A 22,156-nucleotide genomic window follows, 5' to 3' on the forward strand; every position below is an offset into this window, starting at 1 on the left:
TGTCGCCGCGGCTTTGTTTTGCTATGAATCTCCAATCCGACGACTTTGAACTGCTGGGCCTTGTGCAACGCTTCGCGTTGGACGAGAGCGAATTGGCCGCGCGCTGGAAAGCCTTGCAGGCGCAGGTGCATCCGGACCGCTTCGCCAGTGGTAGCGCGGCGGAGAAGCGCATGGCCATGCAATGGTCGGTGCGCATCAACGAGGCCTATCAGCGCCTGCGTAAGCCGCTGAGCCGGGCCACCTACCTGTGCGAGCTGCATGGCAGCCCGATCGGCGCGGAAGACAACACCAGCATGCCACGCCAGTTCCTGATGCAGCAGATGGAATGGCTCGAAGCGCTCGATGATGCCCAGAACGAACAGGACGTGGCGCCACTGGAGCAGGAGGTCGAAGCGGCCCGCCAGACCACCGTCCGCGAAGTGGCCCGCCTGCTTGATGAATCTGGCGACTGGGCGCAGGCGGCCGAACAGATCCGGGCCTGGATGTTCCTCGATCGCTTCCAGCAACGGGTGCATGCACGCCGCCAGCAGCTCGCTGACCACTGAAGATGGGCGGACAGCTGACGCGCAGCCAGCGTCATTGCCCCGCGCCGAATTAGGACCGACACGATTTTGACCGGAAAGAGCCAACCATGGCATTGATGCAGATCGCCGAACCCAACCAGAGTCTCAACCCGCACCAGTTCAAGCTGGCGGTGGGCATCGATCTCGGGACCACCCATTCGCTGGTGGCCGCGGTGCGCAACGGCGTTGCCGAGTGTCTGCCCGATGCGCAGGGACGCGTGCTGCTGCCCTCGGCCGTGCACTACCGCGCAGACGGCGGCCGCGATATCGGCCATGCCGCACTCGACGCCGCGCCGGCCGACGCGGGCAACACCGTGGTCTCGGCCAAGCGCCTGATCGGCCGAGGCCTTTCCGACATTGCCAATGCCGGCCAGTTGCCCTACACGCTGCGCGAGCAGACCGGGGAAGACCAGCGCATCAACCTGGCCATCGAGACCTGCGCCGGCGTCAAGACGCCGGTCGAGGTCAGCGCCGAGATCCTCGCGACGCTGCGCCAGCGTGCCGAGGACAGCTTCGATGCCGACCTCTTCGGCGCGGTGGTCACCGTGCCGGCCTATTTCGACGACGCCCAGCGGCAGGCCACCAAGGACGCCATCCGCCTGGCCGGCATCCACCTGTTGCGCCTCATCAACGAGCCCACGGCGGCGGCCATCGCCTATGGGCTAGACAATGCTTCCGAAGGTGTCTACCTGGTCTACGACCTCGGTGGCGGCACCTTCGATGCCTCCATCCTGCGCCTGAGCAAGGGGGTCTTCGAAGTCATTGCCACCGGCGGCGATTCGGCCCTGGGCGGCGATGACGTCGATGCCCGCATCGTCGATTGGGCATGCGAACAACTGGGCCTGCGCCCCGACAGCAGCACCGAGAAGGCCTTGGCGCTGCGTGCTGCGCGCCGTGCCAAGGAAGCACTGGCCCAGCAACCCAGTGCGCCGTTGCCGGTGCAGTGGGGCGGGAAAGAGCAGGCCCTGACGCTGGGGCGCACGCAGCTGGACAGTCTGGCTGGGCCGCTGATCGAGCGCACGCTGGCCGTGCTGCGCCAGACCCTGGCGGATGCGCAACTGACACCGCGGGACATCCAGGGTGTCGTGATGGTGGGCGGTTCGACCCGCATGCTGGCCGTACAGCAAGCCGTCACGGCGATGTTCGGCCGCGCGCCGCTCACCAACCTGAACCCGGACGAGGTCGTGGCGCTGGGCGCGGCCATCCAGGCCAACCAGCTCGCCGGCAACCCGCGTGGCGACGATGTGCTGTTGCTGGATGTGGTGCCGCTGTCGCTGGGCCTGGAGATCATGGGCGGCATGACCGAGCGCATCATCGGACGCAATGAAACCATTCCGGTCGCCAAGGCGCAGGACTTCACCACCTACCAGGACGGCCAGACCGCGCTGGCCATCCATGTGGTGCAGGGCGAGCGCGACATGGTGGCCGACAACCGCAGCCTGGCGCGCTTCGAGTTGCGCGGCATCCCGCCGATGGCCGCTGGCGCCGCGCGCATCCGCGTCACCTTCACGGTCGATGCCGACGGCCTGCTGAGCGTGGCTGCGCGCGAGCTGACCTCCGGGGTCGAGGCCAGCGTGCAGGTCAAACCCTCCTACGGCCTGGGCGACGCCGAGATCGAGCGCATGCTGCGCGAGAGCTTCGCCTCCGCGCAGCATGACATGCAGGCACGCGCACTGGCCGAAGCGCGTGTCGATGCGCAGCGATTGGTGCTCTCCACCCGGTCGGCGCTGGAGAATGATGGCGACCTGCTCGATGCACCGGCCCGGCAGGCCATCGAGGCGCTGGTCGCGCGCGTGCAGGCGAGCATCCACGCCGGCGACGCCGCCAGCATCGAGGCGGCCACCAAAGCCCTGGCCGATGGCACCGAAGGCTTTGCCGCCGACCGCATGAACCGCAGCATCCAGCAGGCATTGGCCGGCCAGAACGTGCAGAGCATGTAAGCGGCACCACAGCACGAATCCCCTTGCGCACACGCCCGCCCAACCCAACATTCACACCATGCCCAAAATCACCGTACTCCCCAATGCCGATCTGGCCCCCAATGGCGCGGAAATCGAGGTCGCACCCGGCACCTCCGTGTGCGAAGCACTGCTGGAAAATGGCATCGAGATCGAGCACGCCTGCGACATGAGCTGCGCCTGCACGACCTGCCACGTCATCGTGCGCAAAGGCTATGACTCGCTGGGTGAACCAGAGGAAGCCGAGGAAGACCTGCTCGACAAGGCCTGGGGCCTGGAGCCGCATTCTCGCCTGAGCTGCCAGGCCATCGTCTCCCGCGATGACCTGACGGTCGAGATACCGAAATACACCATCAACCACGCCAAGGAAAACCACTGAGGACCTGCAAGACAGGCAAGGTTATCCGCGACAGGGCCGGACGCGATGCGTCATGCGCCGTGCCAGACAGGTTGTTGCGCCTGCTCCCGCAGCACGCCTGCCAGCGCCGGCAGCAAATCATCGGCCACCATGCCGGCACCAGCACGGCGGGCCGCCTGACCATGCTGCCAGACCGCCGCGCAGGCGGCCTCGAAGGCCGGCATGCCCTGCGCCAGCAGGCCCGCGGCCATGCCGGCCAGCACATCGCCGGTGCCGCCGGTGGCCAGCCAGGGCGGCGCATCGCCATTGATGGCCAGGCGCCCATCGGGCGCGGCAATCACCGTATCGGCCCCCTTGAGAATCACCACGGCCTGCGCCTGGCGGGCCGCCGCGCTGGCACGCCGGAGCTTGTCGCCATGCATCGTGAAGAGACGGGCGAACTCCCCTTCGTGCGGAGTCAGGATGGCATCCCCGCGGCCTTGTGACAGCGCTTCGAAAAGCTGCGGCGGCGTATCCTGGAACACCGTCAGCGCATCGGCGTCGAGCACCGCCGACTTGCCCGCGCGCAGGCTGTCAAGCACCGCCTGGCGCGTGGCCAGCGCCACGCCGGCTCCGGGGCCGATCACACAGACATTGCGGCGCACATCGGCAAGCAGGCGCTCGAAACCGGTTTCGTCCTCGATCGCCTGCACCATGCAGCTTTGCAGATTCTGGGCATAGATGGCGTGGCTTTGCACCGGGGCCGCCAGGGTCACGAGCCCCGCACCAATACGCTGCGCCGCCTGTGCGCTCATGCGGGCCGCGCCGGTGAGCACGGCACCGCCCAACACCAATACATGGCCGCGGTTGTATTTATGCCCCAGCGCGGCCGGATGCGGATAATGAGCCTGCCACAGGGCGGGCGTGTTGCGCCAGGTCCGCAGCGCAATGGCATCGAGCACCTCGGGCGGAATGCCGATGTCGGCCAGCACGAGCTGGCCGCACAGCGCCCGGCCCGGGTATAGCCAGTGACCCGGCTTGTGCCGAAAAAAAGTCACCGTCACTGCGGCAGCAGCGGCCTTTCCCAGTACCGCACCGCTGGCGCCGTCGAGCCCGCTGGGAACATCAACCGCGCAGATCGGCAGTCGGCTCTGCGCCATCGCCTCGACCAACTGCAGGGCCGCGCCATCGAGCGGCCGGTCCAGTCCGGCGCCAAAGAGTGCATCGACCAGCAAATCGAAATCGGCCGGCCGGAATTCGGCCACCGCCTGCACCGCACCTGTCCACTGCGTGGCCGCCCAGGCCGCATCGCCGCGCAGCTTGCCGGTCTCGCCCAGCAGGAACAGGCTGACCGGCCAGCCCAATGCCTGCAGGCATTGGGCCGCCACGAAACCATCGCCGCCATTGTTGCCCGGCCCGCACAGCACGGCCACGCGGCAAGGCTGCCAGCGCCGGGCTACCGCACGCGCGACCGCCTCACCAGCCGCCTGCATCAGCCGCGTGCCAGCGATGCCGGCAGCGATCGCGGCGCGGTCCGCCTGGCCCATCTGGGCGGGAGTGAGGAGTTCCTGGGACATCGGAGGCTGAAGAAAGAGTAGATGGAAGGGATGGCGGGCAAGCCCCACCCGCAAGACCTGGCAGCAGGACGGGCCTTCATCATTCTTCTGCAAAGACCGCGCGCTGCCTTCTGATGCCGAGCCTCGGGTAAGATCGCCCGTGTATGCTATACGACATCGTCTCCTTTCTGCTGCAGATCTTCGTCAGCGTCTTCGCTGGCGCCTGCCTGTTGCGCGTGCACATGCAGGCCGAGCGTGTGAGCTTTGCCAACCCGCTTGGCCAGGTCGTGCTGCTGCTGACCAACTGGCTGGTGCAGCCGGTACGCCGCGTGGTGCGTGCCAATGGCCGCTGGGACTGGGTGGGCCTGCTGCTCGCCTACGCCTTGCTGCTGGTGCAATGCGTGCTGCTGCTCCTGCTGGCCGGCGCCTGGCCGGGGTTGTCCATTGCGCCGATCTGGGCCTTCTTCGCGTTGCTGCGACTGGCGCTGTCGCTGGCCATGGCCATCGTGCTGGTCCATGTCGTGCTCTCCTGGATCCAGCCAGGCGGCTGGCTGCACGGTCTCACCGGCCAGCTGTGCCGGCCCTGGCTGGCAGGGCTGCGACGGATGCTGCCGACGGCCGGTGGCATCGATTTGTCGCCATTGGTGTTGCTGTTGCTGCTGCAAGTGGCGCAGATCATGCTGCAGCACATCCAGGCGGACATGCTGAGCCTTACCCTGCCGCGTCTGTGAACGACCCGGCTGCCATCAGGCCCACCGGGCGCAGGCCATTGCCGCATTGACCACCCATCAAGGACCCCCACATGCAATTTCTTCACACCATGCTGCGCGTTGGCAACCTGCAACGCTCGATCGATTTCTACACCAAGGTGCTGGGCATGGAGCTGCTGCGCACCTCCGAGAACCCGGAGTACCAGTACTCGCTGGCTTTCCTTGGCTACGGCGGCGGCAACCCCGCGCAGGCGGAGCTGGAGCTGACCTACAACTGGGGCACCGAGTCCTATGATCTGGGCACGGCCTACGGACACGTCGCCATTGGCGTGCCGGATGCCTACGCGGCCTGCGAGAAGATCCGTGCCGCCGGCGGCAAGGTCACGCGCGAGGCCGGCCCGGTCAAGGGCGGCACCACCGTCATTGCCTTCGTCGAGGATCCCGACGGCTACAAGATCGAACTGATCGAACGTGCCGATGCTGCAGCCACAGGCACCGGCCTGCGCTGAACCACCAAGGGCCACTGCCATGAGCCACGACATCGACCTTGCCGCCATGCGCGTGAACTACACGCGCGATGTACTGCTGGAGGACCAGGTCCCCGCCGATCCGCAGCGTTTGTTCGACACCTGGCTGGAGCAGGCCGTCGCCAGCGAAATGCCCGAGCCCAATGCAATGACGCTGGCCACCGTCGGCAGCGACCTGCGCCCGAGCACGCGCATCGTACTGCTCAAGGAAAGCGATGCGCTGGGGCTGGTGTGGTACACCAACTACCAGAGTCGCAAGGGCATCGAGCTGGCGGGCAATCCGCAGGCTGCGCTGCAGTTCCACTGGGTCGATTTGCAGCGGGTGGTGCGCGTCGAGGGGCGCGTCGAGAAAGTCTCGGCCGAGGAAAGCGATGCCTACTTCGCCGTGCGACCGCTCGACTCGCGCCTGGGTGCCTGGGCCAGCCCGCAAAGCCAGCCCATTGCCGGCCGCGCGGCGCTGGAGGCAGCCTTCGAGCAGGTGCGTCAGACTTTGCCCGACGCGCGGAACCCGGCCCGGCCCGCGCATTGGGGCGGCTACCGGCTGATTCCCGAGACCTGGGAATTCTGGCAGGGCCGCGCCAGCCGGCTGCATGACCGTATCCGGTACCACCGCAGCACCGGCGCCCCGGACTGGCAGATCACCCGCCTGGCGCCTTGACCTCCCTCCCGCCGCATGTATGGCGGCACGACGGGAGACGGCATGGCCCCGCCTTGCCGCATGAAAAAACTGCCGCACTGCCACACGGGCACCATGCAGGCGTCCTAGAATCGACGGTTTCCCCCCTCAACCGACCTCGGCCGCACCGCGCCGGCCGGGGGTCAATGGATTGGAGCCTTTCCATGAGCGCATCGCAAGCAGTTGCTTCTTCCCACGTCATGAACACCTATGGGCGCGTGAACATCGCGCTCTCGCACGGCCAGGGCGTGCGCGTGTGGGACACGGGCGGCCGCGAATACCTCGATGCCCTGAGCGGAATCGCCGTCAACACGCTGGGCCACAACCATCCGCGGCTGGTGCCAGCGCTGCAGGAGCAGATCGGCAAGATCATCCACAGCTCCAACTACTACCATGTGCCGGGCCAGGAACAGCTCGCGGCCAAGCTGGTCGAGCTCTCGGGTCTGAGCAACGCCTTCTTCTGCAATTCGGGCCTGGAGGCGAACGAAGCGGCGCTGAAACTCGCGCGCAAGCTCGGCAACGACCGCGGCTACCGGGATCCCAAGGTGGTGGTCTGCGAACACGCCTTTCACGGCCGCTCCATCGCCACGCTCTCAGCCACCGGCAACCCGAAGATCCACGCCGGCTTCTATCCGCTGCTGGGCGGCTTCATCCGTGTGCCGCTCAATGATTTCGAGGGCCTGCTGCGCGCCGTCGAGAACGAGTCCGAGGTGGCGGCGGTGTTCTTCGAGGTCATCCAGGGCGAAGGTGGCATCCACCCGGCCCGCATGGAATACCTCAAGCAGGTGCGCGCGCTGTGCGACGAGCGCGACTGGCTGATGATGGTCGACGAAGTGCAGTGCGGCATGGGCCGCACCGGCAAGTGGTTTGCCCACCAGTGGGCCGGCATCCGCCCGGACGTGATGGCGCTGGCCAAGGGCCTCGCCTCGGGCGTGCCGGTTGGCGCGGTGGTGGCCGGCCCGAAGGCTGCCAACATCTTCCAGCCCGGCAACCACGGCACGACTTTCGGCGGCAATCCGCTGGCGATGCGCGCGGCGGTCGAGACCATCCGCATCATCGAGGAAGACCGTCTGCTGGAGAACGCCCAGCGCGTCGGCGCCCACCTGCACCAGCGCTTGCGCGAGCACCTGGGTCATTTGCCCGGCTTCGTCGAGATCCGCGGCGAAGGCCTGATGCTTGGCGTCGAACTTGACCGCCCCTGCGGCGCACTGATCCAGCAGGCCGCCGATGCCGGCCTGCTCATCAGCGTCACCGCCGATCGCGTGGTGCGGCTGCTGCCGGCGCTGATCTTCACCGAGGCCGATGCCGACGAGCTGGTCCAGCGCCTGGCACCGGTGATCGAGGCCTTTCTGGCCACCCCGAACTGACGCCGCGGCGGCCATGCGTGCCGCCCGACACCCGCAAAGGAATCACCGCATGAGCACCATCAAGCACTACCTGCAGTTCAACGACTTCAGCGCCGACGAATACGCCTACCTGCTGCAGCGCGCGGCCACGCTCAAGAAGATGTTCAAGAGCTACGAGAAGCACCAGACGCTCTCGGACCGCACGCTGGCCATGATCTTCGAGAAGGCCAGCACCCGCACGCGCGTGAGCTTCGAGGCGGGCATGTACCAGCTCGGCGGCTATGTGGTGCACCTGACCACCAACGACAGCCAGCTCGGCCGCGCCGAACCCATCGCCGACAGCGCCCGCGTGATCAGCCGCATGGTCGATATCGTGATGATCCGCACCTTCGAGCAGGCCAAAATCGAGACCTTCGCCGAATACTCGCGCGTGCCGGTCATCAATGGCCTGACCAACGAGTTCCACCCCTGCCAGATCCTCGCCGACATCTTCACCTTCATCGAAAACCGCGGCCCGATCCAGGGCAAGACGGTAGCCTGGGTGGGCGACGGCAACAACATGGCCAATACTTGGCTGCAGGCGGCGCAGCTGCTCGACTTCAAGCTGCACATCAGCGCCCCCAGCGGCTACGAGCTCGACGAAAAGCTGGCGCTGGGCGGCAAGGCCGACCCGCAGCACTTCCAGACCTTTGCCAACCCGCACGATGCCTGCCGCGGCGCCGATCTCGTCACCACCGATGTGTGGACCAGCATGGGCTATGAGGAAGAGAACGCCAAGCGCCAGAAGGCCTTTGCGGACTGGAAGGTCGACACCGAGATGATGGCGCTGGCCCAGCCCGATGCCCTCTTCATGCATTGCCTGCCGGCGCACCGCGGCGAGGAGGTCGATGCCGACGTCATCGACGGGCCGCAATCGGTCGTCTGGGACGAGGCGGAAAACCGCATGCACGTGCAGAAGGCCTTGATGGAATACCTGCTGATCGGCCGCCAGCCGCAGGCCTGAAGTTCCCCGGCAATCAGCGGCCAACGCTGCATGGGCCTGCTCGCGCAGGTCCATGCCTTTTGCGCCGTCCGCCCCCTTCCCGATTTTCTTTGCTATTGACTGCTGCCTGCATCGGCCACGGAGTCCGCCACCCAGGCCGCAAACGGCGCATGCGCATATTGGGTGGCCAGCGCGTAGATGGCCGGCAATTCGTAAGGGTGCTGCGCCAGCAGCCATGTCTGCAGCGCCGCGTAACCAGCATCGCTGGTCTTGAAAAGCAGGCGGTACTCACCCTCCTGCACCACCCCTCCCTGCCACACGTAACAGCTCTGAATCGGCTCGAACTGCGCGCAGGCCGCCAGCCGTTGCGCGATGGCGCCACTGGCCAGACGTTCGGCATCGGCCTGCGTGGCGACGGTGGTCAGGACGGTCAGGAAATGCATCGCGGCACCTTCAGAGAATGTTTGCAAGCCCATGCACGGGATACCGGTGTGGCCATCGGCAGATCCAGCCCATCTGAACGAATGTAAAGAGTTATCATTCTACCGCTGCATCCAGCATCCGATGTCGCAGGCACAGAAGCGGCATGTGAAGCTGAATGCGGCGCGCGCCTTGCGCACCGCTGCAGGCGCTATCGGCCCGCGGGCCGGCGGTCGCCCTGCTGCCGTTGATGCCACCACAGGATTCTTCATTCAATGAGACACCCCCCTCCGAAAGCCTTTCGCCTGCTGCCGCTGCTGGCTGCGGCGCTGGTCGGCACCATGGCCATGATGGCCTATGTGGCCATTATCGGCCCGCTGGTGCGGCGCCTTGGCGTCTCCGAACTGGTGGCCGGTGTCTCGATGGCCATCGGCGGCGTCTTCTGGATGCTGATGGCGCGCTGGTGGGGACGGCTGAGCGACCGGCGCGGACGCAAGCGGGTGCTGCTCATCGGGCTGGGCGTGTTCGGGCTGACGTACCTGGCACTGGCCGTGTTCGTGGATGCGGCGCTGCGCCAGCCGCTGCCGGCCCTGTGGGTTGCCGTGGTGCTGATCGCGACGCGCTCGGTGATCGGCGCCTTCTATGCGGCCGTGCCTCCGACGGCGGCCGCCACCATCGCCGACAATGTCGCGCCCGAAGGCCGGCATGCCGCCATGGCCAAGCTTGGTTCGGCCAACGCGCTGGGCATGGTGGCCGGCCCGGCCATCATCAGCCAGGTCAGCGCCCAGGGTCTGGAATGGGGGTTCTACGCCACGGCCATGCTGCCATTGCTGGGTTTTGCCTGCATCGCACTGTGGCTACCGGCACAGATACCGGTGGCGGCCACAGCATCTGCCAAGCCACTCCAGCCGTCCATGCCGGCACCACGGCCCGGCGTCCCGGGCCGGGCCGCTCCCATGGCACTGTGGGACCGGCGCCTGCGGCCTGCCGTGCTCACCGCCTTCATCGCCATGATGTCGGTGGCCGTCGCCCAGGTCTCGGTCGGCTTTTTCGCCATGGACCGGCTGGGCCTGGACGAAACCGGCGGCGCGCGCGCGGCCGGCCATGCCCTGGCCTGCGTTGGCGTGGCGCTGATGCTCTCGCAACAGTTCGTGATCCGCCTGCCGCACATCGCCCTGCCCCACTGGGTGCTGGCGGGAGCATTGATCTCGGCCGGCGGCTTTGCCAGCGTCTTTCTGGCCCACAGCCTGCCTGGCCTGCTGCTGGCTTATGCGGTCGGAGCCTTCGGCATGGGCTTCATCTTCCCGTCGTTCCAGGCCATGGCGGCCAATGCCGTCGCCGCCCATGAACAGGGCGCCGCCGCTGGCAATGTGTCCGCCGCACAAGGCCTGGGCATGGTACTGGGGCCGCTGATCGGCACCGGTCTCTACCAGTTGGCGCCCGTTGCCCCTTACCTGTGGATTGCCGCAGCGCTGTTGCTGCTGGCCATCTCGACACTGGCCTCCGGCGCCGCCCGGCCGCATGCCGCCGGGCCCGACCAGGCCCAGCCCCAAACGCCCAGGCCCTGAAAGCCTGTTCACAACACCGTACCGCGTGCTTTTCCATTCATGGCACTGCCCACCATCGCCTCCTATCCGCTGCCGTCGCAGGCCGAATTGCCCATGCCCCGCCATGCCTGGCAGTTGCAGCCCTCGCGGGCGGCCCTGCTGGTGCATGACATGCAGCAGTATTTCCTCGCCCCCTATCCACAGGACGCCGAGCCGCTCCGCCCCGTCATGGCCCATGTGGCCGCGCTGCTGGCACAATGCCGCGCAGCGAACATCCCCGTGTTCTACACCGCGCAGAAGGGCAACCAGGAGCGCTGCGACCGCGGTCTGCAGGCCGTCCTCTGGGGGCCGGGCATGCGGGCCACGGCCGAACATGAGGACATCGCCCCGCCGCTGCAACCGCAGCAGGGCGATCATGTGCTGGTCAAGCACCGCTACAGCGCCTTCCAGCGCAGCAACCTGGCGCAAATGCTGCGGGTGCGCGGGCGTGACCAATTGATGATCTGCGGCGTGTACGCCCATATCGGCTGCCTGCTGACCGCGGCCGAAGCCTTCCAGCAGGACATCGAACCTTTTCTGCTGGCCGACGCGCTGGCCGATTTCAGCCGCGAGCAGCACCTGCAGGCGCTGCGCTGGGCCGCTGCCACCGGCATCACCCCGCTGCTGACGATGCAGGCCCTGCAGGCGCTGGGAGCAGACAACGCGCAACCGGCCCAAACCAACACCCCCCTATCGCCATCGTCATCATGCAATTGACCGGATTCGACCAGAAAATCGCCTTCGTCACCGGCGCCGCCGGCGGCATTGGCCAGGCCATCGTGGACCTGCTGCTGCAGGCTGGCAGCACCGTCGTCGCCACCGACCTGCATGCCCCTGCGCCCAGACCGCACGCGCAGTTGCATCCTCATGCGCTTGATGTCCGCGACGCCGTGCAGGTCGATGCCCTGGTGGCACGCATCGAGGCGGAGCTCGGTCCCATAGAGATGGGCATCAACGTCGCCGGCGTGCTCTCGGACACCGCGGTGGCGCAGACCTCGGATGCGCAATGGCGGCAGGTGTTCGCCGTCAACTGCGATGGCGTCTTCCATGTCTCGCGCGCGCTGGCGCGCGTCATGCAGCCGCGCCGCAGTGGCCGCCTCGTCACCGTGGGCTCCAATGCCGCCGGCATTCCGCGCCACGCCATGGCGGCCTACGCCGCTTCCAAGGCCGCGGCGACCATGTTTACCCGCTGCCTGGGGCTGGAACTGGCGCCACATGGCATTCGCTGCAACATCGTCGCGCCGGGCTCGACGCTCACCCCGATGCAGACCGGCATGTGGGCGGATGCCGATGGCGCCCAGCGCGTCATCGCCGGTATTCCCGAGCTGTACAAGAGCGGCATTCCACTCCAGAAGCTGGCCACGCCCGAGGACGTGGCCAACGCGGTGATGTTCATGCTCTCCGAGCAGGCCGGCCACATCACCATGAGTGACCTGTACGTCGACGGCGGCGCCACGCTGCGCGGCTGACCCCATCAATGGGCATACCCATGCATCAGGCCTTGGATCGCCCGCCCCAGGCCAACGCCACCCCAGCGGCCCAGATGGCGGACTGGCCCGCGCAAGCCTTCGTGCTGCACGGCCCGAACGAGCGGCTGGCCACGGCCGGCCTCGCGCAAGTGCTGTACGAGGGCAGCACCATCGACCTGGCGGATCGATCCGGCCAGTTGCTCGATGCCCTGCGCGCTCAACCGCAGGCGCCGGCGCTGCTGGTCGGCGGCCTGCCATTCGACCGTGCGAAGCCCTGCCACCTGTTCCAGCCGCAGCGCCGCCTGCCGCCAACCGGCTGGCGGCCAACCGCCGCCAAAGCAGAACCGGCCTTGTCCTGGCGCATCGAGGCCCAACCCACACGGACCCGATATGCCCGAATGGTGCGCGAGGCCGCCGAGGTGCTGCGGCATCCCGACCACCGGGCCCTGCGCAAGATCGTGCTGGCACGCAGCCTGCTGACACAAGCATCCGGGCCGATTTCCGCCGCACGGCTGCTGGAGCGGCTGACGGGCGATCAGGCCGTCACCGGCTACGCCTTGCCACTGCCAGCCCCCCAGGCCGGCAGCATCAGCAGTGCCGGCACCGCCGCGCCCTACCTCGTCGGCGCAACGCCCGAGCTGCTGTTGACGCGCCGGGGTCCGGTCATTGCCTCCCAGCCGCTGGCAGGCTCGTCCCGCCGCCTGCCCAACCAGGTGGCCGACGCCGAGGCCAGGGAACACCTGCAGCAATCGGCCAAGGACGTGCGCGAACACCGCGTCGTGGTCGAGACCATTGCCGACATGCTCGCGCCCTGCTGCCGAAACCTGCAGGTACCCAAGGTCCCGGCCATCCACGCCACCGCCAGCATGTGGCACCTGGGCACGCGCATCGAAGGCCAGCTCAAACACCCGGAGGACCTCGCCACCACCTCCAGCCTGGCCTTGGCCGCGCGCCTGCAGCCCACTCCGGCACTGTGCGGCGCACCGCGCGAAGAGGCGCTGCAATGGATCCGACAGCACGAGACGGTGCCCCGCGGCTTCTTCGGCGGGGCCGTCGGATGGTGCGACGCCGAGGGTGATGGAAGCTGGTACGTGGCCATCCGCTGCGCCCACATCGAAGGCGAGAGCGCGCGCCTTTTCGCCGGTGCCGGCATCATGGCCGATTCCGACCCCGAACAGGAGGCGGCCGAAACACGGGCCAAGTTCAATGCGATGATCGACGCGCTCGATCTCGCGGCCGCACTGCAACTGCTGGAGCGCCAGGCGCCATTGTGAGCTGACCGCGGCGGGGCTGGCACGGCTCTCGCCCCATGACGGCACGCACCGGTGCCCCATCCCTCAGCTCAGCCAATCCACAGAAATCCGGTCGACTCCAAAGCAAACGGCCTTGGCTGCCATGCAGCTCAAGGCCGTTTGCTTTACCGCTGGGGGAGCGCCATCGTTTGCGCTCGCGGTTGTCGGTCAATCCTCGACGAAGGCTTCCTCGCGCTTACTGCGGATCGATGGCAGCAGCACAACGATCAGCAACAGCAATGCCGCGCCCAGCAAGCCTGCGGAAATCTTGCGTTCGAGCAGCACCATCCAGTCACCGCGCGAGAGCAGCAGCGCACGGCGCAGGTACTCTTCCATCATCGGCCCCAGGATGAAGCCCAGCAGCAGCGGTGCCGGCTCGGCGCCGAGCTTGTGGAACACATAGCCGATGAAGCCGAAGATACCCACCATCCAGATGTCGAAGGAGTTGTTATTGGTGGTGTAGACCCCCAGCGCGCAGAACAGCACGATGGAAGGGAACAGCCATCGGTAGGGCACCGTCAGCAGCTTGATCCACACGCCGATCATCGGCAGGTTCAGGATGATCAGCATGGCGTTGCCGATCCACATCGAGGCGATCAGGCCCCAAAACAGCTCGGGGTTGGAGGTCATCACCTCGGGGCCCGGCTGGATGTTGTGGATGGTCATCGCGCCCACCATCAGTGCCATCACCGCATTGGGCGGGATACCCAGCGTCAGCAGCGGGATGAAGGAGGTCTGCGAGCCGGCGTTGTTGGCCGACTCGGGCGCCGCGACACCGCGGATGTTGCCCTGGCCGAATGGCTCTTCGCCCGGATGCAGCTTGGTCTTCTTCTCGAGCGTGTAGGCTGCGAACGACGAGAGCAGCGCCCCGCCGCCTGGCAGGATGCCGAGTACCGAGCCCAGTGTCGTGCCGCGCAGAATGGCCGGCATCATGCGCTTGAAGTCCTGCTTGCTGGGCATCAGGCCCGTCACCTTGGCGGTGACGATGTCGCGGTTTTCCGCCGGCCGGCCGAGGTTGGCGATGATCTCGCCATAACCGAACACGCCCATGGCGATCACCACGAAGTCGATGCCGTCGGTCAGCTCGGGAATGTTGAAGGAATAGCGCGCCACGCCCGAATTGATGTCGGTGCCCACCATGCCCAGCAGCAGGCCCAGCACGATCATCGCGATCGCCTTGAGCAGCGAGCCAGAGGCCAGCACCACCGCGCCGATCAGGCCCAGCACCATCAACGAGAAGTACTCGGCCGGACCGAACATGAAGGCCACTTCGGTCAGCGGCGCGGCAAACGCGGCCAGCACGAGCGTGCCGAAGCAGCCGGCGATGAAGGAGCCGATGCCGGCAGCCGCCAGTGCCGGTCCGGCCCGTCCCTTCTTGGCCATCTGGTGGCCGTCGATCACCGTCACCACCGACGAGGATTCACCGGGCAGGTTGACCAGAATCGCCGTGGTCGAGCCGCCGTACTGGGCTCCATAGTAGATGCCGGCAAGCATGATCAGCGCCGAGACCGGCTCCAGCCCGTAGGTGATGGGCAGCAGCATGGCGATCGTCGGCACCGGCCCCAGGCCCGGCAGCACGCCGATCAGGGTGCCCAGCAAACAGCCGATCAACGCATACAGCAGGTTCTGGTAACTCACCGCAACGCTGAAGCCCAGCGCCAGGTGTTCAAACATTTCCGTCATGTGAGTCTCTCCCCCCTATCAGCCGACGAAGCTGGGCCAGACCGGCAAAACCAGGCTCAGGCTCTTGATGAATACCAGATAGCTGCCCACGGCCAGCACCGTGGCCAGGCCCAGCGCGCCCTTGATAGAGAACTCGGGGCTCGCCAGGCTGGCGATGATGGTCAGCGCATAGATTGCCACGATCAGGCCCATCGACGGGATGCCGACACTCGGCAGCCCCACCAGCAGCACGCCGAAGGCGAAGTTCGCTGCCAGGATGAAGAACAGCGGCTTCCACACCCAGCGCCCGATCGGATCCCCATCGGGTGGCGGATTGCGACGGATGATCGAGGTCAGCACGATCAGCCCCCCCAGCACCGCCAGCAGGATGCCCAGCAACAACGGAAAATAACCCGGCCCCATGCGTGCGGCCGTGCCCACCGTGTAATTGGTGGCACCGACCGCGAACGCGATGCCGATGGCCATGAACATCAGACCCGAGAAGAAGTCTTTCTGGCTTTTAATCAACACGAACAGATCTCCCAAAAAACCAAGGGGCTATTGTGCATTGCGATGCACATCCGCCTCACAAGGTAAGCCCTAATAGCGCGGCTCTTTTTTCGACTGTCGTTTGCATTACAATCGCGCCCCCTTTTCGGGGGCACCTGGCCGGAATCCGTGGACGGATGTGTTCCCCGGACTGGCAAAACCTTGGGTACGATGCGGGGCACAAGACACCCGAAGCCAGCGCAAGGCTGCGTCAGCGGCGTGCACCATCGGACACCCCTCGACATCAGGCAATGCCAACCCCCATTCTCAAGACCATGAACTGGCAAGACCAACCCGAAGCCTTTCTGCGCAGCCTGTTCGAGCGCGCCGTCGCCTCCGCCCAGCCGATGCTCGGCCTTCGCTCGCTGCTGCCGGAGGCACCGCCGGCAGGCAAGACCATCGTGCTGGGTGCCGGCAAGGCCGCCGGAGCCATGGCGCACGCATTCGAACTGGCAGTGCAGCAGCGCTGGCCGGCCGGCAGCCACGTCGAAGGCATCGTCGTGACCCGTTACGGCCACCAGCCGCCCCGCCCCGCGGAGCTGCCGCCGCAGCCGCGCATCGAAATTCTGGAGGCGGCCCACCCCGTGCCAGACGCCAACAGCGAAGCCGCCGCCCGCCGCATTCTCGCACTGGCCGCACAGGCCGGCCCGGATGACCTGGTGGTCTACCTGCTCTCGGGCGGCGGATCGGCGCTGCTGGCCTTGCCCGCCGACGGCATCGACATGGCGCTGAAACAGCACATCACCGGCCAGCTGCTGCAATCTGGCGCCCCCATCGAGGTCATCAACTGCGTGCGCAAGCACCTCTCGGGCATCAAGGGTGGCCGGCTCGCCCAGGCCAGTGCCACGGCCCGGCGCCTGACGATTGCCATCAGCGACGTGCCCGGCGATGACTTATCGGTTATCGCCAGCGGCCCCACGGTGCCCGATGCCAGCAACTGCGCCGAGGCACTGGCCTGGATCGATCACTACGGCATCGGCATTCCCGAGTCCCTGCGCGAGCGGCTGCAAAGTGCGACGCTGGAGACCCCGAAACCCGGCGAGCCGCTGTTCCAGCACGACCGTCACCTGCTGATGGCCACGCCCGCGCAAGCCCTGCGCGCAGCAGCCGAACTGGCCGAGGAACACGGTCTGCCCGCCTTCATCCTGAGTGACCGGCTGGAGGGCGAATCATCCGCCATGGGCCGCTGGCACGCCCAGGTCGCCCATGCCGTGCAGGCCGGCAACAGCAGCCTGCAGGCGCCCTGTGTGCTGCTCAGCGGTGGAGAGACCACCGTGACCATCACCCGAACCGATGTCCGTGCACAAGGCGGCCGTGCGATGGAATTCTGCATGGGCCTGGCCCGCGGCTTGCAGGGCGCCGCCGGCATTTGGGGCCTGGCAGCGGACACCGATGGCATCGATGGCATCAGCGATGCCGCCGGCGCACAGGTCACCCCCAGCACGCTGGAGCGGGCCCGTGCCGCCGGGCTCGACCTGCCCACCCACATGCATGCACACGATGGCCACGGATTCTTTGACGCGCTCGGCGATCTGGTGCGCACCGGCCCTACACACACCAATGTGAACGACTTCCGCGCCATTCTCATCGTCTGAGCGCATTCGAAGCTCCAGTCAGCGGGCACGGAAGCTGTCCACGGCAGCGGCAGCTTCCTGCCAGAGGCGGCCCTGCCGCGCCATGCAGGAAACTGCTGATAGGGTTGGCACGACTCACGGGCCAGCGAGCGGCTGCTTAACATGGCAGCGGGCAGGCGGATCATCGCCTGCCTTCCAACCGCTTGGTCCTGCCGTGAAAAACGCCCGCCCGCGCGACCGCCTGCAGCACGCTCTGCACCTTCTGCCGCATGCCAGCCTGCTCTGGCTGGCTGCCTTGCTGGCCGTGGCACTGGCATTGAGCGCGGCCATCACGCTGCTGGCGATCCAGAGCACCGATGCGTCGCAGGCACAGCGGTGGCAGCAACGGCAGCAGGCCCAGCTGCAGGGCATGGCCACCATGCTGGGCCGGCACCTGGAGCGGCAGTTGAGGCTTCTGCAGGCATTCAGCCAATCGCTGGATGCGGACGCGCTGGACGACCCGCTCGCCCTCAAAAGCTGGGCACACCAGACCGCGCGGCCGGCCAGCCATCTCTTCGACGCGCTGTGGATCAGCCCGAGACCGGGCAGCACCCACGCATCTGCGGCCCTGCTGTTGCAACATGGCAAAAGCCTGCAGGACGTGACCCTTCCAGCCGCCATGGCCAGGCCAGTGGCACTGGCACTCGCGTCCGGCCAGGCGCTGATGACCGACATCGTGACGGCCGACGCCGACGCTCCCCTCATCCTGATGGTCAGCCCGGTGCTGGACGGCGAAGGCCTGCCCCGCGGCGTTCTTGCCGCCCGCTTCAACCCCGCTGCGCTGGGTCTTTCCCCCGGTGAAGGTTCGTTCCCGCCGTTGTTGCCCCAATTGCCGCTGGCATCACAGCGATTCATGGTGCTGAGCCGCAACGGTGCCGTCCTGGCACAGAACGCAGGACCTCGCATTGAGGGGTCGGGCCAGCCCATGCTGCAGGCAGAGGCGGCCGTCAGCCAGACCGGCAGCGTGGCGGACATTCCGGGCAGCCCGTGGCGACTCGCCGTCGAACCACCCCAAAACCCTGGGGAGTTGACGGACGAAGCCAGCGCCGTATCTCGCCGGCAGTGGCTGATCGGCGGGTTTGCCCTGGCGGCCATACTGCTTGGCACGATTCTGCTGTGGTGGCTGTGGCCGCTGTCCCGCATGCTGCACCGGCAAGCCAACGCCGCGTCCAAAAACCAGACCGCCATCCCGGCCGCGGGCCGGACAGCCAGCTCTGCCATGCCCTCCCCGGCCCACCATCGCAGCAGGCCCTGGCAGGCACTGCACCAGTTGGCCGAACATCAGCGCTACTGGCAGCAATCTCAGGCCCAGTTGGCGCGCCTGCGGACCGCACAGCAGCGCCAATGCCGCCAGTTCACGCAGTTGCTGGAGCAATCCGCGGCCTGCCTGGCCATCGTGCGCGCCGGCAACATCGAACACCTCAGTGCGGGCGGTGCCCAACTGCTCGGCCTCGCACGCGGACAGGGCCGGGGCCTGCCCGTGGCCATGCGGCTGGCACATCCGCACGCGTTCGACCGGCTGCGCAGCCAGATGGAGGGCGCGCTGTGGCAGCGCGGCGTTTTCACAACTGCCGTGCTGGTGTGCCAGAACAATGGCGCGGCATTGCCGCTGCTGGCCGAGATTCGCCCACTGGAGCCGCATGGGCAGACGCTCCCGCAGGCGCGGCTGCTGGTGCATGCCGAACCGCTTGCGCCGGCCTACCGGCGACTGGCCGGCAGCGACGCGGCGCCGGCCCCGGATGCCGGCGCCATGCTACTGGACGAACTCAGCCTGTTTCCGGTGCTGGCGCGCTGGCAGGCGTTGATGGAAGCGCGCCTGACGGCCTGGTCGGCCACCGCGGCGCACGGGACTTCCGCAGAAGCGCCACAGCCAGCCGCGCCCGGCCACCTGCTGCACGTGGATGTTGACGGCTTCTCCATCCTCTGCCAGAGCGGCGGACAAGCGCTGGGCAACGAGGCGCTGCGCTGCCTCGCCAGCGTCCTGACCGATCTGCTGGCCTACCACCTGCCCGGCCAGGCACTGCCGGCCCGCATTGCGCGCGACAGCTTCGTACTGGCCTGTTTTGACTGCGATGCCGAAGCGGCACACCGGCTCGCCCGGCACATTCAGGAAGAAGCCAGCCGCACGCAGGCCAGCTACCTGGGTCAGCCCATCGCATTGAGCGTGAGCATCGGCATCGCAGCCATGCCAACCCAGGCGGACGCACTGGCCGACAGCCTGCATGCGGCCGACCTGGCCTGCTATGCGGCAACAAGCCGTGGCGGCAAGGGCATCAGCAAGGCATCAGCGGAACACCGGCAACGTTCGCCGCAAGGGCGACGCTGAAAACCGGCACGCGGCCCGGGGCGGGCCAGCCCATTTGCTCAAATGTTCAATTGTTCAATTGCTCACTTGACCAGTTCAAGCATGCGCTTGAATTCGGGCTGCTCGGCGCTGCGACACCACTCGAACGCCACCATCTCGGTCGTCACCAACTCGGCGCCGGCAGCGGCCAGACGATCGAACGCCGCATCGCGGTTGCGCTCGGTGCGCGAACTGCAGGCATCGGTGACCACCCAGACCTCCCATTCCTCCTCCGCCAGCAGGCCCAGTGCCGTCTGCAGCAGACACACATGGGCCTCGCAGCCGGCGATCAGGATCTGCTCGCGCGCCGGCTGAGCCTGCTGGCGCGGCTTCTGCAGATGCCTGGGCAGGCTGCGGGCATTGCCTTGTGGTGCCTGTGCAGCCGGTTTGCGCAGCAGTTCCGACAGACCGGGCTCCTCGAAGGCACCGAAATGCATCTTGCCCACCGTCTGCTGGCACAAGGCCTTGAGCGCGGCATCGTTCTCGCCCAGCCTGGCAGGATTCTGCTCGGTGCCCCAGCAAGGCACCTTGAACAGCGCGGCCAGCTGTGCCAGCCGGCGGGCATTCTCCAGCACCCAGGCACCTTCGTGGATGACCGGCATCAGGCGTTCCTGGTAATCGACCAGCACGAGCTGGGACTGTTCGGCACTCAACAGCATAGGGAATGACTCCAAAACCTCATTGACAACTGCGCGCATGGTAGCCGCAAATCCCTGGCAGGAACGGGACGTCAAGGTGATGGCGGCATGATCGGGACGAAATGGCTCGGGCAGCGCTTCTGCAGGCATCTGCAGACAGATTGGTTCTTAAGAACTTTCAAATACACGTTTTTTTGCTATATTCGGGGCTGGCGTGTTCGGCACAGCCGACATGGACGATAAAAATCAACAATTTATCAGATACACCTCATCCTGATCTTTGTTTACAGACGGTCACCATCGCCGCCATGAGACTCTTTTCGCTTATGGAAACGCCACCCGCTTCATCACCAGCCCATCCCGCCGGTCCGCGTGCGCGCCACTGGGATATCCGGCTTGCCGGCGCATGCATTGCGCTGTGCCTGGTCCATGCCGGGGCCTGGGCCCAATCCGAACCGGCCGACCCGCTGGAACACTTTCTCGGCAATCTGAATCACGCCGATCCCTCCGTCCTGTATTCGCAGCCGCGCCTCACCTTCGCCAGGGAGATGGCGCTTCCAGCACCGGCCACGCCAACGGCGACAGTCGAAGAGCATGTGCGCACCTTGTCCGAGGTGGTGTTGACCGCCATGGGTTACCTGGACAAGCCCTACCGCTATGGCGGCCACTCGATGAACGAGGGCTTCGACTGCAGCGGCTTCGTGGTTTCGCTGTTCCAGCGCGCCACTGGCCAGACACTGCCGCGCACCGCGGCCGAGCAGGCCCGCGCCACCCGCACCATCAACAAGCAGGAGCTGATTCCGGGCGATCTGGTGTTCTTCAATACCATGCGCCGGCAATACAGTCATGTCGGCATCTACGTCGGCGATGGCCGCTTCATCCACTCGCCGCGCGCGGGCTCGAAGATCCGCGTCGAGCGCATGGACACCAGCTACTGGCAAAAGCGGTTCAATGGCGCGCGCCGCGTCGTCGCCGCCGAGGGCTGAAAAGCGCGCACCGCTACTAACGTCTGGCCGCAGAGCCGCGCCTGGCACACCTGACGGACACGTCAAAGGCCTTGCCAAGGCAACCCCGGCAAGGCCTTTTTTCCGGCTCGGCCGGCCGGCTCCAAACCTGTTCAGCCCTTGGGCTTGAGCCCGAAGAGCTGCATGAACTGCTCGGTCTGCTGGCGCACCTGATCCTGCATCTGCTCCTGCATTTTCGTGAGGGCCTGGCGGGACTGCTCGGTGTAGTTTTCCATCACGTTGGGCAAGACCGGATTGCCGAAGGCCGCGAACCGGCTCCAGATCTCGGGCGGCATCTGGCGGCTTTGCTCGGCCCATTGCGCCTGCATCTCAGCCATGGCCTGGATGTTCTTCTCGATGTAGGCGCCCATGAAACCTTGCATGGTGTGGCCATAGAAGCGGATCAGGTTGGCCAGCACGGCCTCGGTGAAGATCGGCGTTCCGGCCGCCTCTTCTTCCAGGATGATCTGCAGCAGGATGCTGCGGGTCAGGTCCTCGCCGCTCTTGGCATCGACCACTACCACCGGCTCATGCTCCATGACGAGCTGTTTGACGTCTGCCAGCGTGATGTAGCAGGAATTGGCCAGGTCGTACAGACGCCGGTTCGGGTACTTCTTGATGACCCGCCCTTGCGGGGCGCCAGCATGGGCGGCGGTGTCGGCATTTTTACGAGTGGCCATTCAGACAAGCTCCAGCGGATAGATCGGTATCGGACTCCAACGATTGTATCGGCCGCCATCCGCCTCGCAGGCAGGACAAACCCTCTTGCCCTGACCGATGCAAGAGCCTGTTCACGCTCTTTTCGAGCGACATGCAGGCGATCAGAATGCCGTGGGCAAGGCGCCCCCGTCGCCACCCAGACGGGCCGTCTGGGCAACGCCGGCAAAACGTGACTCTCGAAAAGAACGTGAACAGGTTCCAGGA

At 66.6% G+C, this 22,156-nt stretch carries 21 protein-coding genes; 15 read left to right on the top strand and 6 right to left on the bottom strand.

What is annotated here, in order from left to right; translation table 11 throughout:
• Positions 1–23: 23 nt before the first annotated feature.
• From hscB to fdx, 3 genes are all read left to right on the top strand, one after another.
• Positions 24–545, top strand: coding sequence for a Fe-S protein assembly co-chaperone HscB (hscB, locus tag EV687_RS04145; protein ID WP_122226570.1), 522 nt, complete (start codon positions 24–26; stop codon positions 543–545).
• Between the two features lie 86 nt (positions 546–631).
• Complete coding sequence (gene hscA, locus EV687_RS04150; protein WP_122226571.1) at positions 632–2,503, top strand: Fe-S protein assembly chaperone HscA; 1,872 nt, start codon at positions 632–634, stop codon at positions 2,501–2,503.
• A 58-nt stretch (positions 2,504–2,561) separates the two neighbouring features.
• The gene (gene fdx / locus EV687_RS04155; protein WP_122226572.1) at positions 2,562–2,900 is read left to right on the top strand and encodes an ISC system 2Fe-2S type ferredoxin; all 339 of its coding nucleotides are present in this window, start codon (positions 2,562–2,564) and stop codon (positions 2,898–2,900) included.
• A 50-nt stretch (positions 2,901–2,950) separates the two neighbouring features.
• Here the strand turns inward: fdx and EV687_RS04160 are convergent, their stop codons facing one another.
• The gene (locus EV687_RS04160) at positions 2,951–4,435 is read right to left on the bottom strand and encodes an NAD(P)H-hydrate dehydratase (protein ID WP_122226573.1); all 1,485 of its coding nucleotides are present in this window, start codon (positions 4,433–4,435) and stop codon (positions 2,951–2,953) included.
• 143 nt (positions 4,436–4,578) lie between these two features.
• Here EV687_RS04160 and EV687_RS04165 point away from each other — a divergent pair, with 143 nt between their 5' ends.
• The 5 genes from EV687_RS04165 to argF all read left to right on the top strand — a co-directional run bounded on the left by EV687_RS04165 (position 4,579) and on the right by argF (position 8,676).
• Complete coding sequence (locus EV687_RS04165; protein ID WP_122226574.1) at positions 4,579–5,145, top strand: YggT family protein; 567 nt, start codon at positions 4,579–4,581, stop codon at positions 5,143–5,145.
• Between the two features lie 71 nt (positions 5,146–5,216).
• The gene (gene gloA, locus EV687_RS04170; protein ID WP_122226575.1) at positions 5,217–5,633 is read left to right on the top strand and encodes a lactoylglutathione lyase; all 417 of its coding nucleotides are present in this window, start codon (positions 5,217–5,219) and stop codon (positions 5,631–5,633) included.
• Positions 5,634–5,652: 19 nt separating this feature from the next.
• On the top strand, positions 5,653–6,309 hold the full coding sequence (pdxH, locus tag EV687_RS04175) for a pyridoxamine 5'-phosphate oxidase (RefSeq protein WP_207226372.1): 657 nt from the start codon (positions 5,653–5,655) through the stop codon (positions 6,307–6,309).
• Between the two features lie 182 nt (positions 6,310–6,491).
• The gene (locus tag EV687_RS04180) at positions 6,492–7,694 is read left to right on the top strand and encodes an aspartate aminotransferase family protein (RefSeq protein WP_122226577.1); all 1,203 of its coding nucleotides are present in this window, start codon (positions 6,492–6,494) and stop codon (positions 7,692–7,694) included.
• A gap of 49 nt (positions 7,695–7,743) precedes the next feature.
• Positions 7,744–8,676, top strand: coding sequence for an ornithine carbamoyltransferase (gene argF / locus EV687_RS04185; RefSeq protein ID WP_122226578.1), 933 nt, complete (start codon positions 7,744–7,746; stop codon positions 8,674–8,676).
• A gap of 92 nt (positions 8,677–8,768) precedes the next feature.
• Here the strand turns inward: argF and cutA are convergent, their stop codons facing one another.
• Entirely contained in the window at positions 8,769–9,098 is a 330-nt protein-coding gene (cutA, locus tag EV687_RS04190; protein ID WP_162846542.1) for a divalent-cation tolerance protein CutA, read from the bottom strand.
• A gap of 252 nt (positions 9,099–9,350) precedes the next feature.
• On the opposite strand from cutA, the gene EV687_RS04195 reads away from it, so the two are divergent.
• The 4 genes from EV687_RS04195 to EV687_RS04210 are packed head-to-tail and all read left to right on the top strand — an operon-like array spanning position 9,351 to position 13,404.
• Positions 9,351–10,643 carry an MFS transporter gene (locus EV687_RS04195; protein ID WP_122226580.1) on the top strand — a complete coding sequence of 431 codons (1,293 nt, stop codon included), beginning with the start codon at positions 9,351–9,353 and terminating at the stop codon, positions 10,641–10,643.
• Between the two features lie 39 nt (positions 10,644–10,682).
• Positions 10,683–11,378, top strand: coding sequence for an isochorismatase family protein (locus EV687_RS04200; RefSeq protein ID WP_122226581.1), 696 nt, complete (start codon positions 10,683–10,685; stop codon positions 11,376–11,378).
• Positions 11,369–12,130 (top strand): 2,3-dihydro-2,3-dihydroxybenzoate dehydrogenase, encoded by a 762-nt coding sequence (locus EV687_RS04205; protein WP_122226582.1) that lies wholly within the window; start codon positions 11,369–11,371, stop codon positions 12,128–12,130. Before EV687_RS04200 ends, EV687_RS04205 begins: the two co-directional genes overlap by 10 nt.
• Before the next feature lie 20 nt (positions 12,131–12,150).
• Positions 12,151–13,404: an isochorismate synthase gene (locus EV687_RS04210; RefSeq protein WP_165392809.1), complete on the top strand. Its 1,254-nt coding sequence runs from the start codon at positions 12,151–12,153 to the stop codon at positions 13,402–13,404.
• Between the two features lie 186 nt (positions 13,405–13,590).
• On the opposite strand, the gene EV687_RS04215 is transcribed toward EV687_RS04210, so the two are convergent.
• A complete protein-coding gene (locus tag EV687_RS04215) occupies positions 13,591–15,105 on the bottom strand; it encodes a tripartite tricarboxylate transporter permease (protein ID WP_122226584.1) in 1,515 nt (504 codons plus the stop codon).
• Positions 15,106–15,123: 18 nt separating this feature from the next.
• The gene (locus tag EV687_RS04220; RefSeq protein ID WP_122227192.1) at positions 15,124–15,615 is read right to left on the bottom strand and encodes a tripartite tricarboxylate transporter TctB family protein; all 492 of its coding nucleotides are present in this window, start codon (positions 15,613–15,615) and stop codon (positions 15,124–15,126) included.
• Between the two features lie 269 nt (positions 15,616–15,884).
• Here EV687_RS04220 and EV687_RS04225 point away from each other — a divergent pair, with 269 nt between their 5' ends.
• Entirely contained in the window at positions 15,885–17,228 is a 1,344-nt protein-coding gene (locus tag EV687_RS04225) for a glycerate kinase type-2 family protein (RefSeq protein ID WP_207226373.1), read from the top strand.
• A gap of 193 nt (positions 17,229–17,421) precedes the next feature.
• Entirely contained in the window at positions 17,422–19,572 is a 2,151-nt protein-coding gene (locus EV687_RS04230) for a GGDEF domain-containing protein (RefSeq protein WP_162846544.1), read from the top strand.
• Between the two features lie 62 nt (positions 19,573–19,634).
• Here EV687_RS04230 and EV687_RS04235 read toward each other — a convergent pair whose 3' ends face one another.
• Entirely contained in the window at positions 19,635–20,249 is a 615-nt protein-coding gene (locus tag EV687_RS04235) for an isochorismatase family protein (protein ID WP_122226587.1), read from the bottom strand.
• A gap of 527 nt (positions 20,250–20,776) precedes the next feature.
• On the opposite strand from EV687_RS04235, the gene EV687_RS04240 reads away from it, so the two are divergent.
• Positions 20,777–21,214: a C40 family peptidase gene (locus tag EV687_RS04240; RefSeq protein WP_122227194.1), complete on the top strand. Its 438-nt coding sequence runs from the start codon at positions 20,777–20,779 to the stop codon at positions 21,212–21,214.
• A gap of 131 nt (positions 21,215–21,345) precedes the next feature.
• Here the strand turns inward: EV687_RS04240 and phaR are convergent, their stop codons facing one another.
• On the bottom strand, positions 21,346–21,912 hold the full coding sequence (gene phaR / locus EV687_RS04245; protein WP_122226588.1) for a polyhydroxyalkanoate synthesis repressor PhaR: 567 nt from the start codon (positions 21,910–21,912) through the stop codon (positions 21,346–21,348).
• Positions 21,913–22,156: the final 244 nt, after the last annotated feature.

The sequence above is a fragment of the Corticibacter populi genome (genome assembly GCF_004217315.1).
Classification (GTDB): domain Bacteria; phylum Pseudomonadota; class Gammaproteobacteria; order Burkholderiales; family Burkholderiaceae_C; genus Lampropedia; species Lampropedia populi.

What these genes read in the sequence shown, in the direction of transcription:
- argF (WP_122226578.1), top strand. Translation starts at nt 7,744, where the DNA reads ATGAGCACCATCAAGCACTACCTGCAGTTCAACGACTTCAGCGCCGAC.
- phaR (WP_122226588.1), bottom strand. Translation starts at nt 21,912, where the DNA reads ATGGCCACTCGTAAAAATGCCGACACCGCCGCCCATGCTGGCGCCCCG.
- EV687_RS04235 (WP_122226587.1), bottom strand. Translation starts at nt 20,249, where the DNA reads ATGCTGTTGAGTGCCGAACAGTCCCAGCTCGTGCTGGTCGATTACCAG.
- EV687_RS04205 (WP_122226582.1), top strand. Translation starts at nt 11,369, where the DNA reads ATGCAATTGACCGGATTCGACCAGAAAATCGCCTTCGTCACCGGCGCC.
- EV687_RS04210 (WP_165392809.1), top strand. Translation starts at nt 12,151, where the DNA reads ATGCATCAGGCCTTGGATCGCCCGCCCCAGGCCAACGCCACCCCAGCG.
- EV687_RS04225 (WP_207226373.1), top strand. Translation starts at nt 15,885, where the DNA reads ATGCCAACCCCCATTCTCAAGACCATGAACTGGCAAGACCAACCCGAA.
- hscA (WP_122226571.1), top strand. Translation starts at nt 632, where the DNA reads ATGGCATTGATGCAGATCGCCGAACCCAACCAGAGTCTCAACCCGCAC.
- EV687_RS04240 (WP_122227194.1), top strand. Translation starts at nt 20,777, where the DNA reads ATGGCGCTTCCAGCACCGGCCACGCCAACGGCGACAGTCGAAGAGCAT.
- EV687_RS04195 (WP_122226580.1), top strand. Translation starts at nt 9,351, where the DNA reads ATGAGACACCCCCCTCCGAAAGCCTTTCGCCTGCTGCCGCTGCTGGCT.
- cutA (WP_162846542.1), bottom strand. Translation starts at nt 9,098, where the DNA reads ATGCATTTCCTGACCGTCCTGACCACCGTCGCCACGCAGGCCGATGCC.
- hscB (WP_122226570.1), top strand. Translation starts at nt 24, where the DNA reads ATGAATCTCCAATCCGACGACTTTGAACTGCTGGGCCTTGTGCAACGC.
- gloA (WP_122226575.1), top strand. Translation starts at nt 5,217, where the DNA reads ATGCAATTTCTTCACACCATGCTGCGCGTTGGCAACCTGCAACGCTCG.
- fdx (WP_122226572.1), top strand. Translation starts at nt 2,562, where the DNA reads ATGCCCAAAATCACCGTACTCCCCAATGCCGATCTGGCCCCCAATGGC.
- EV687_RS04200 (WP_122226581.1), top strand. Translation starts at nt 10,683, where the DNA reads ATGGCACTGCCCACCATCGCCTCCTATCCGCTGCCGTCGCAGGCCGAA.
- EV687_RS04180 (WP_122226577.1), top strand. Translation starts at nt 6,492, where the DNA reads ATGAGCGCATCGCAAGCAGTTGCTTCTTCCCACGTCATGAACACCTAT.
- pdxH (WP_207226372.1), top strand. Translation starts at nt 5,653, where the DNA reads ATGAGCCACGACATCGACCTTGCCGCCATGCGCGTGAACTACACGCGC.
- EV687_RS04215 (WP_122226584.1), bottom strand. Translation starts at nt 15,105, where the DNA reads ATGACGGAAATGTTTGAACACCTGGCGCTGGGCTTCAGCGTTGCGGTG.
- EV687_RS04165 (WP_122226574.1), top strand. Translation starts at nt 4,579, where the DNA reads ATGCTATACGACATCGTCTCCTTTCTGCTGCAGATCTTCGTCAGCGTC.
- EV687_RS04160 (WP_122226573.1), bottom strand. Translation starts at nt 4,435, where the DNA reads ATGTCCCAGGAACTCCTCACTCCCGCCCAGATGGGCCAGGCGGACCGC.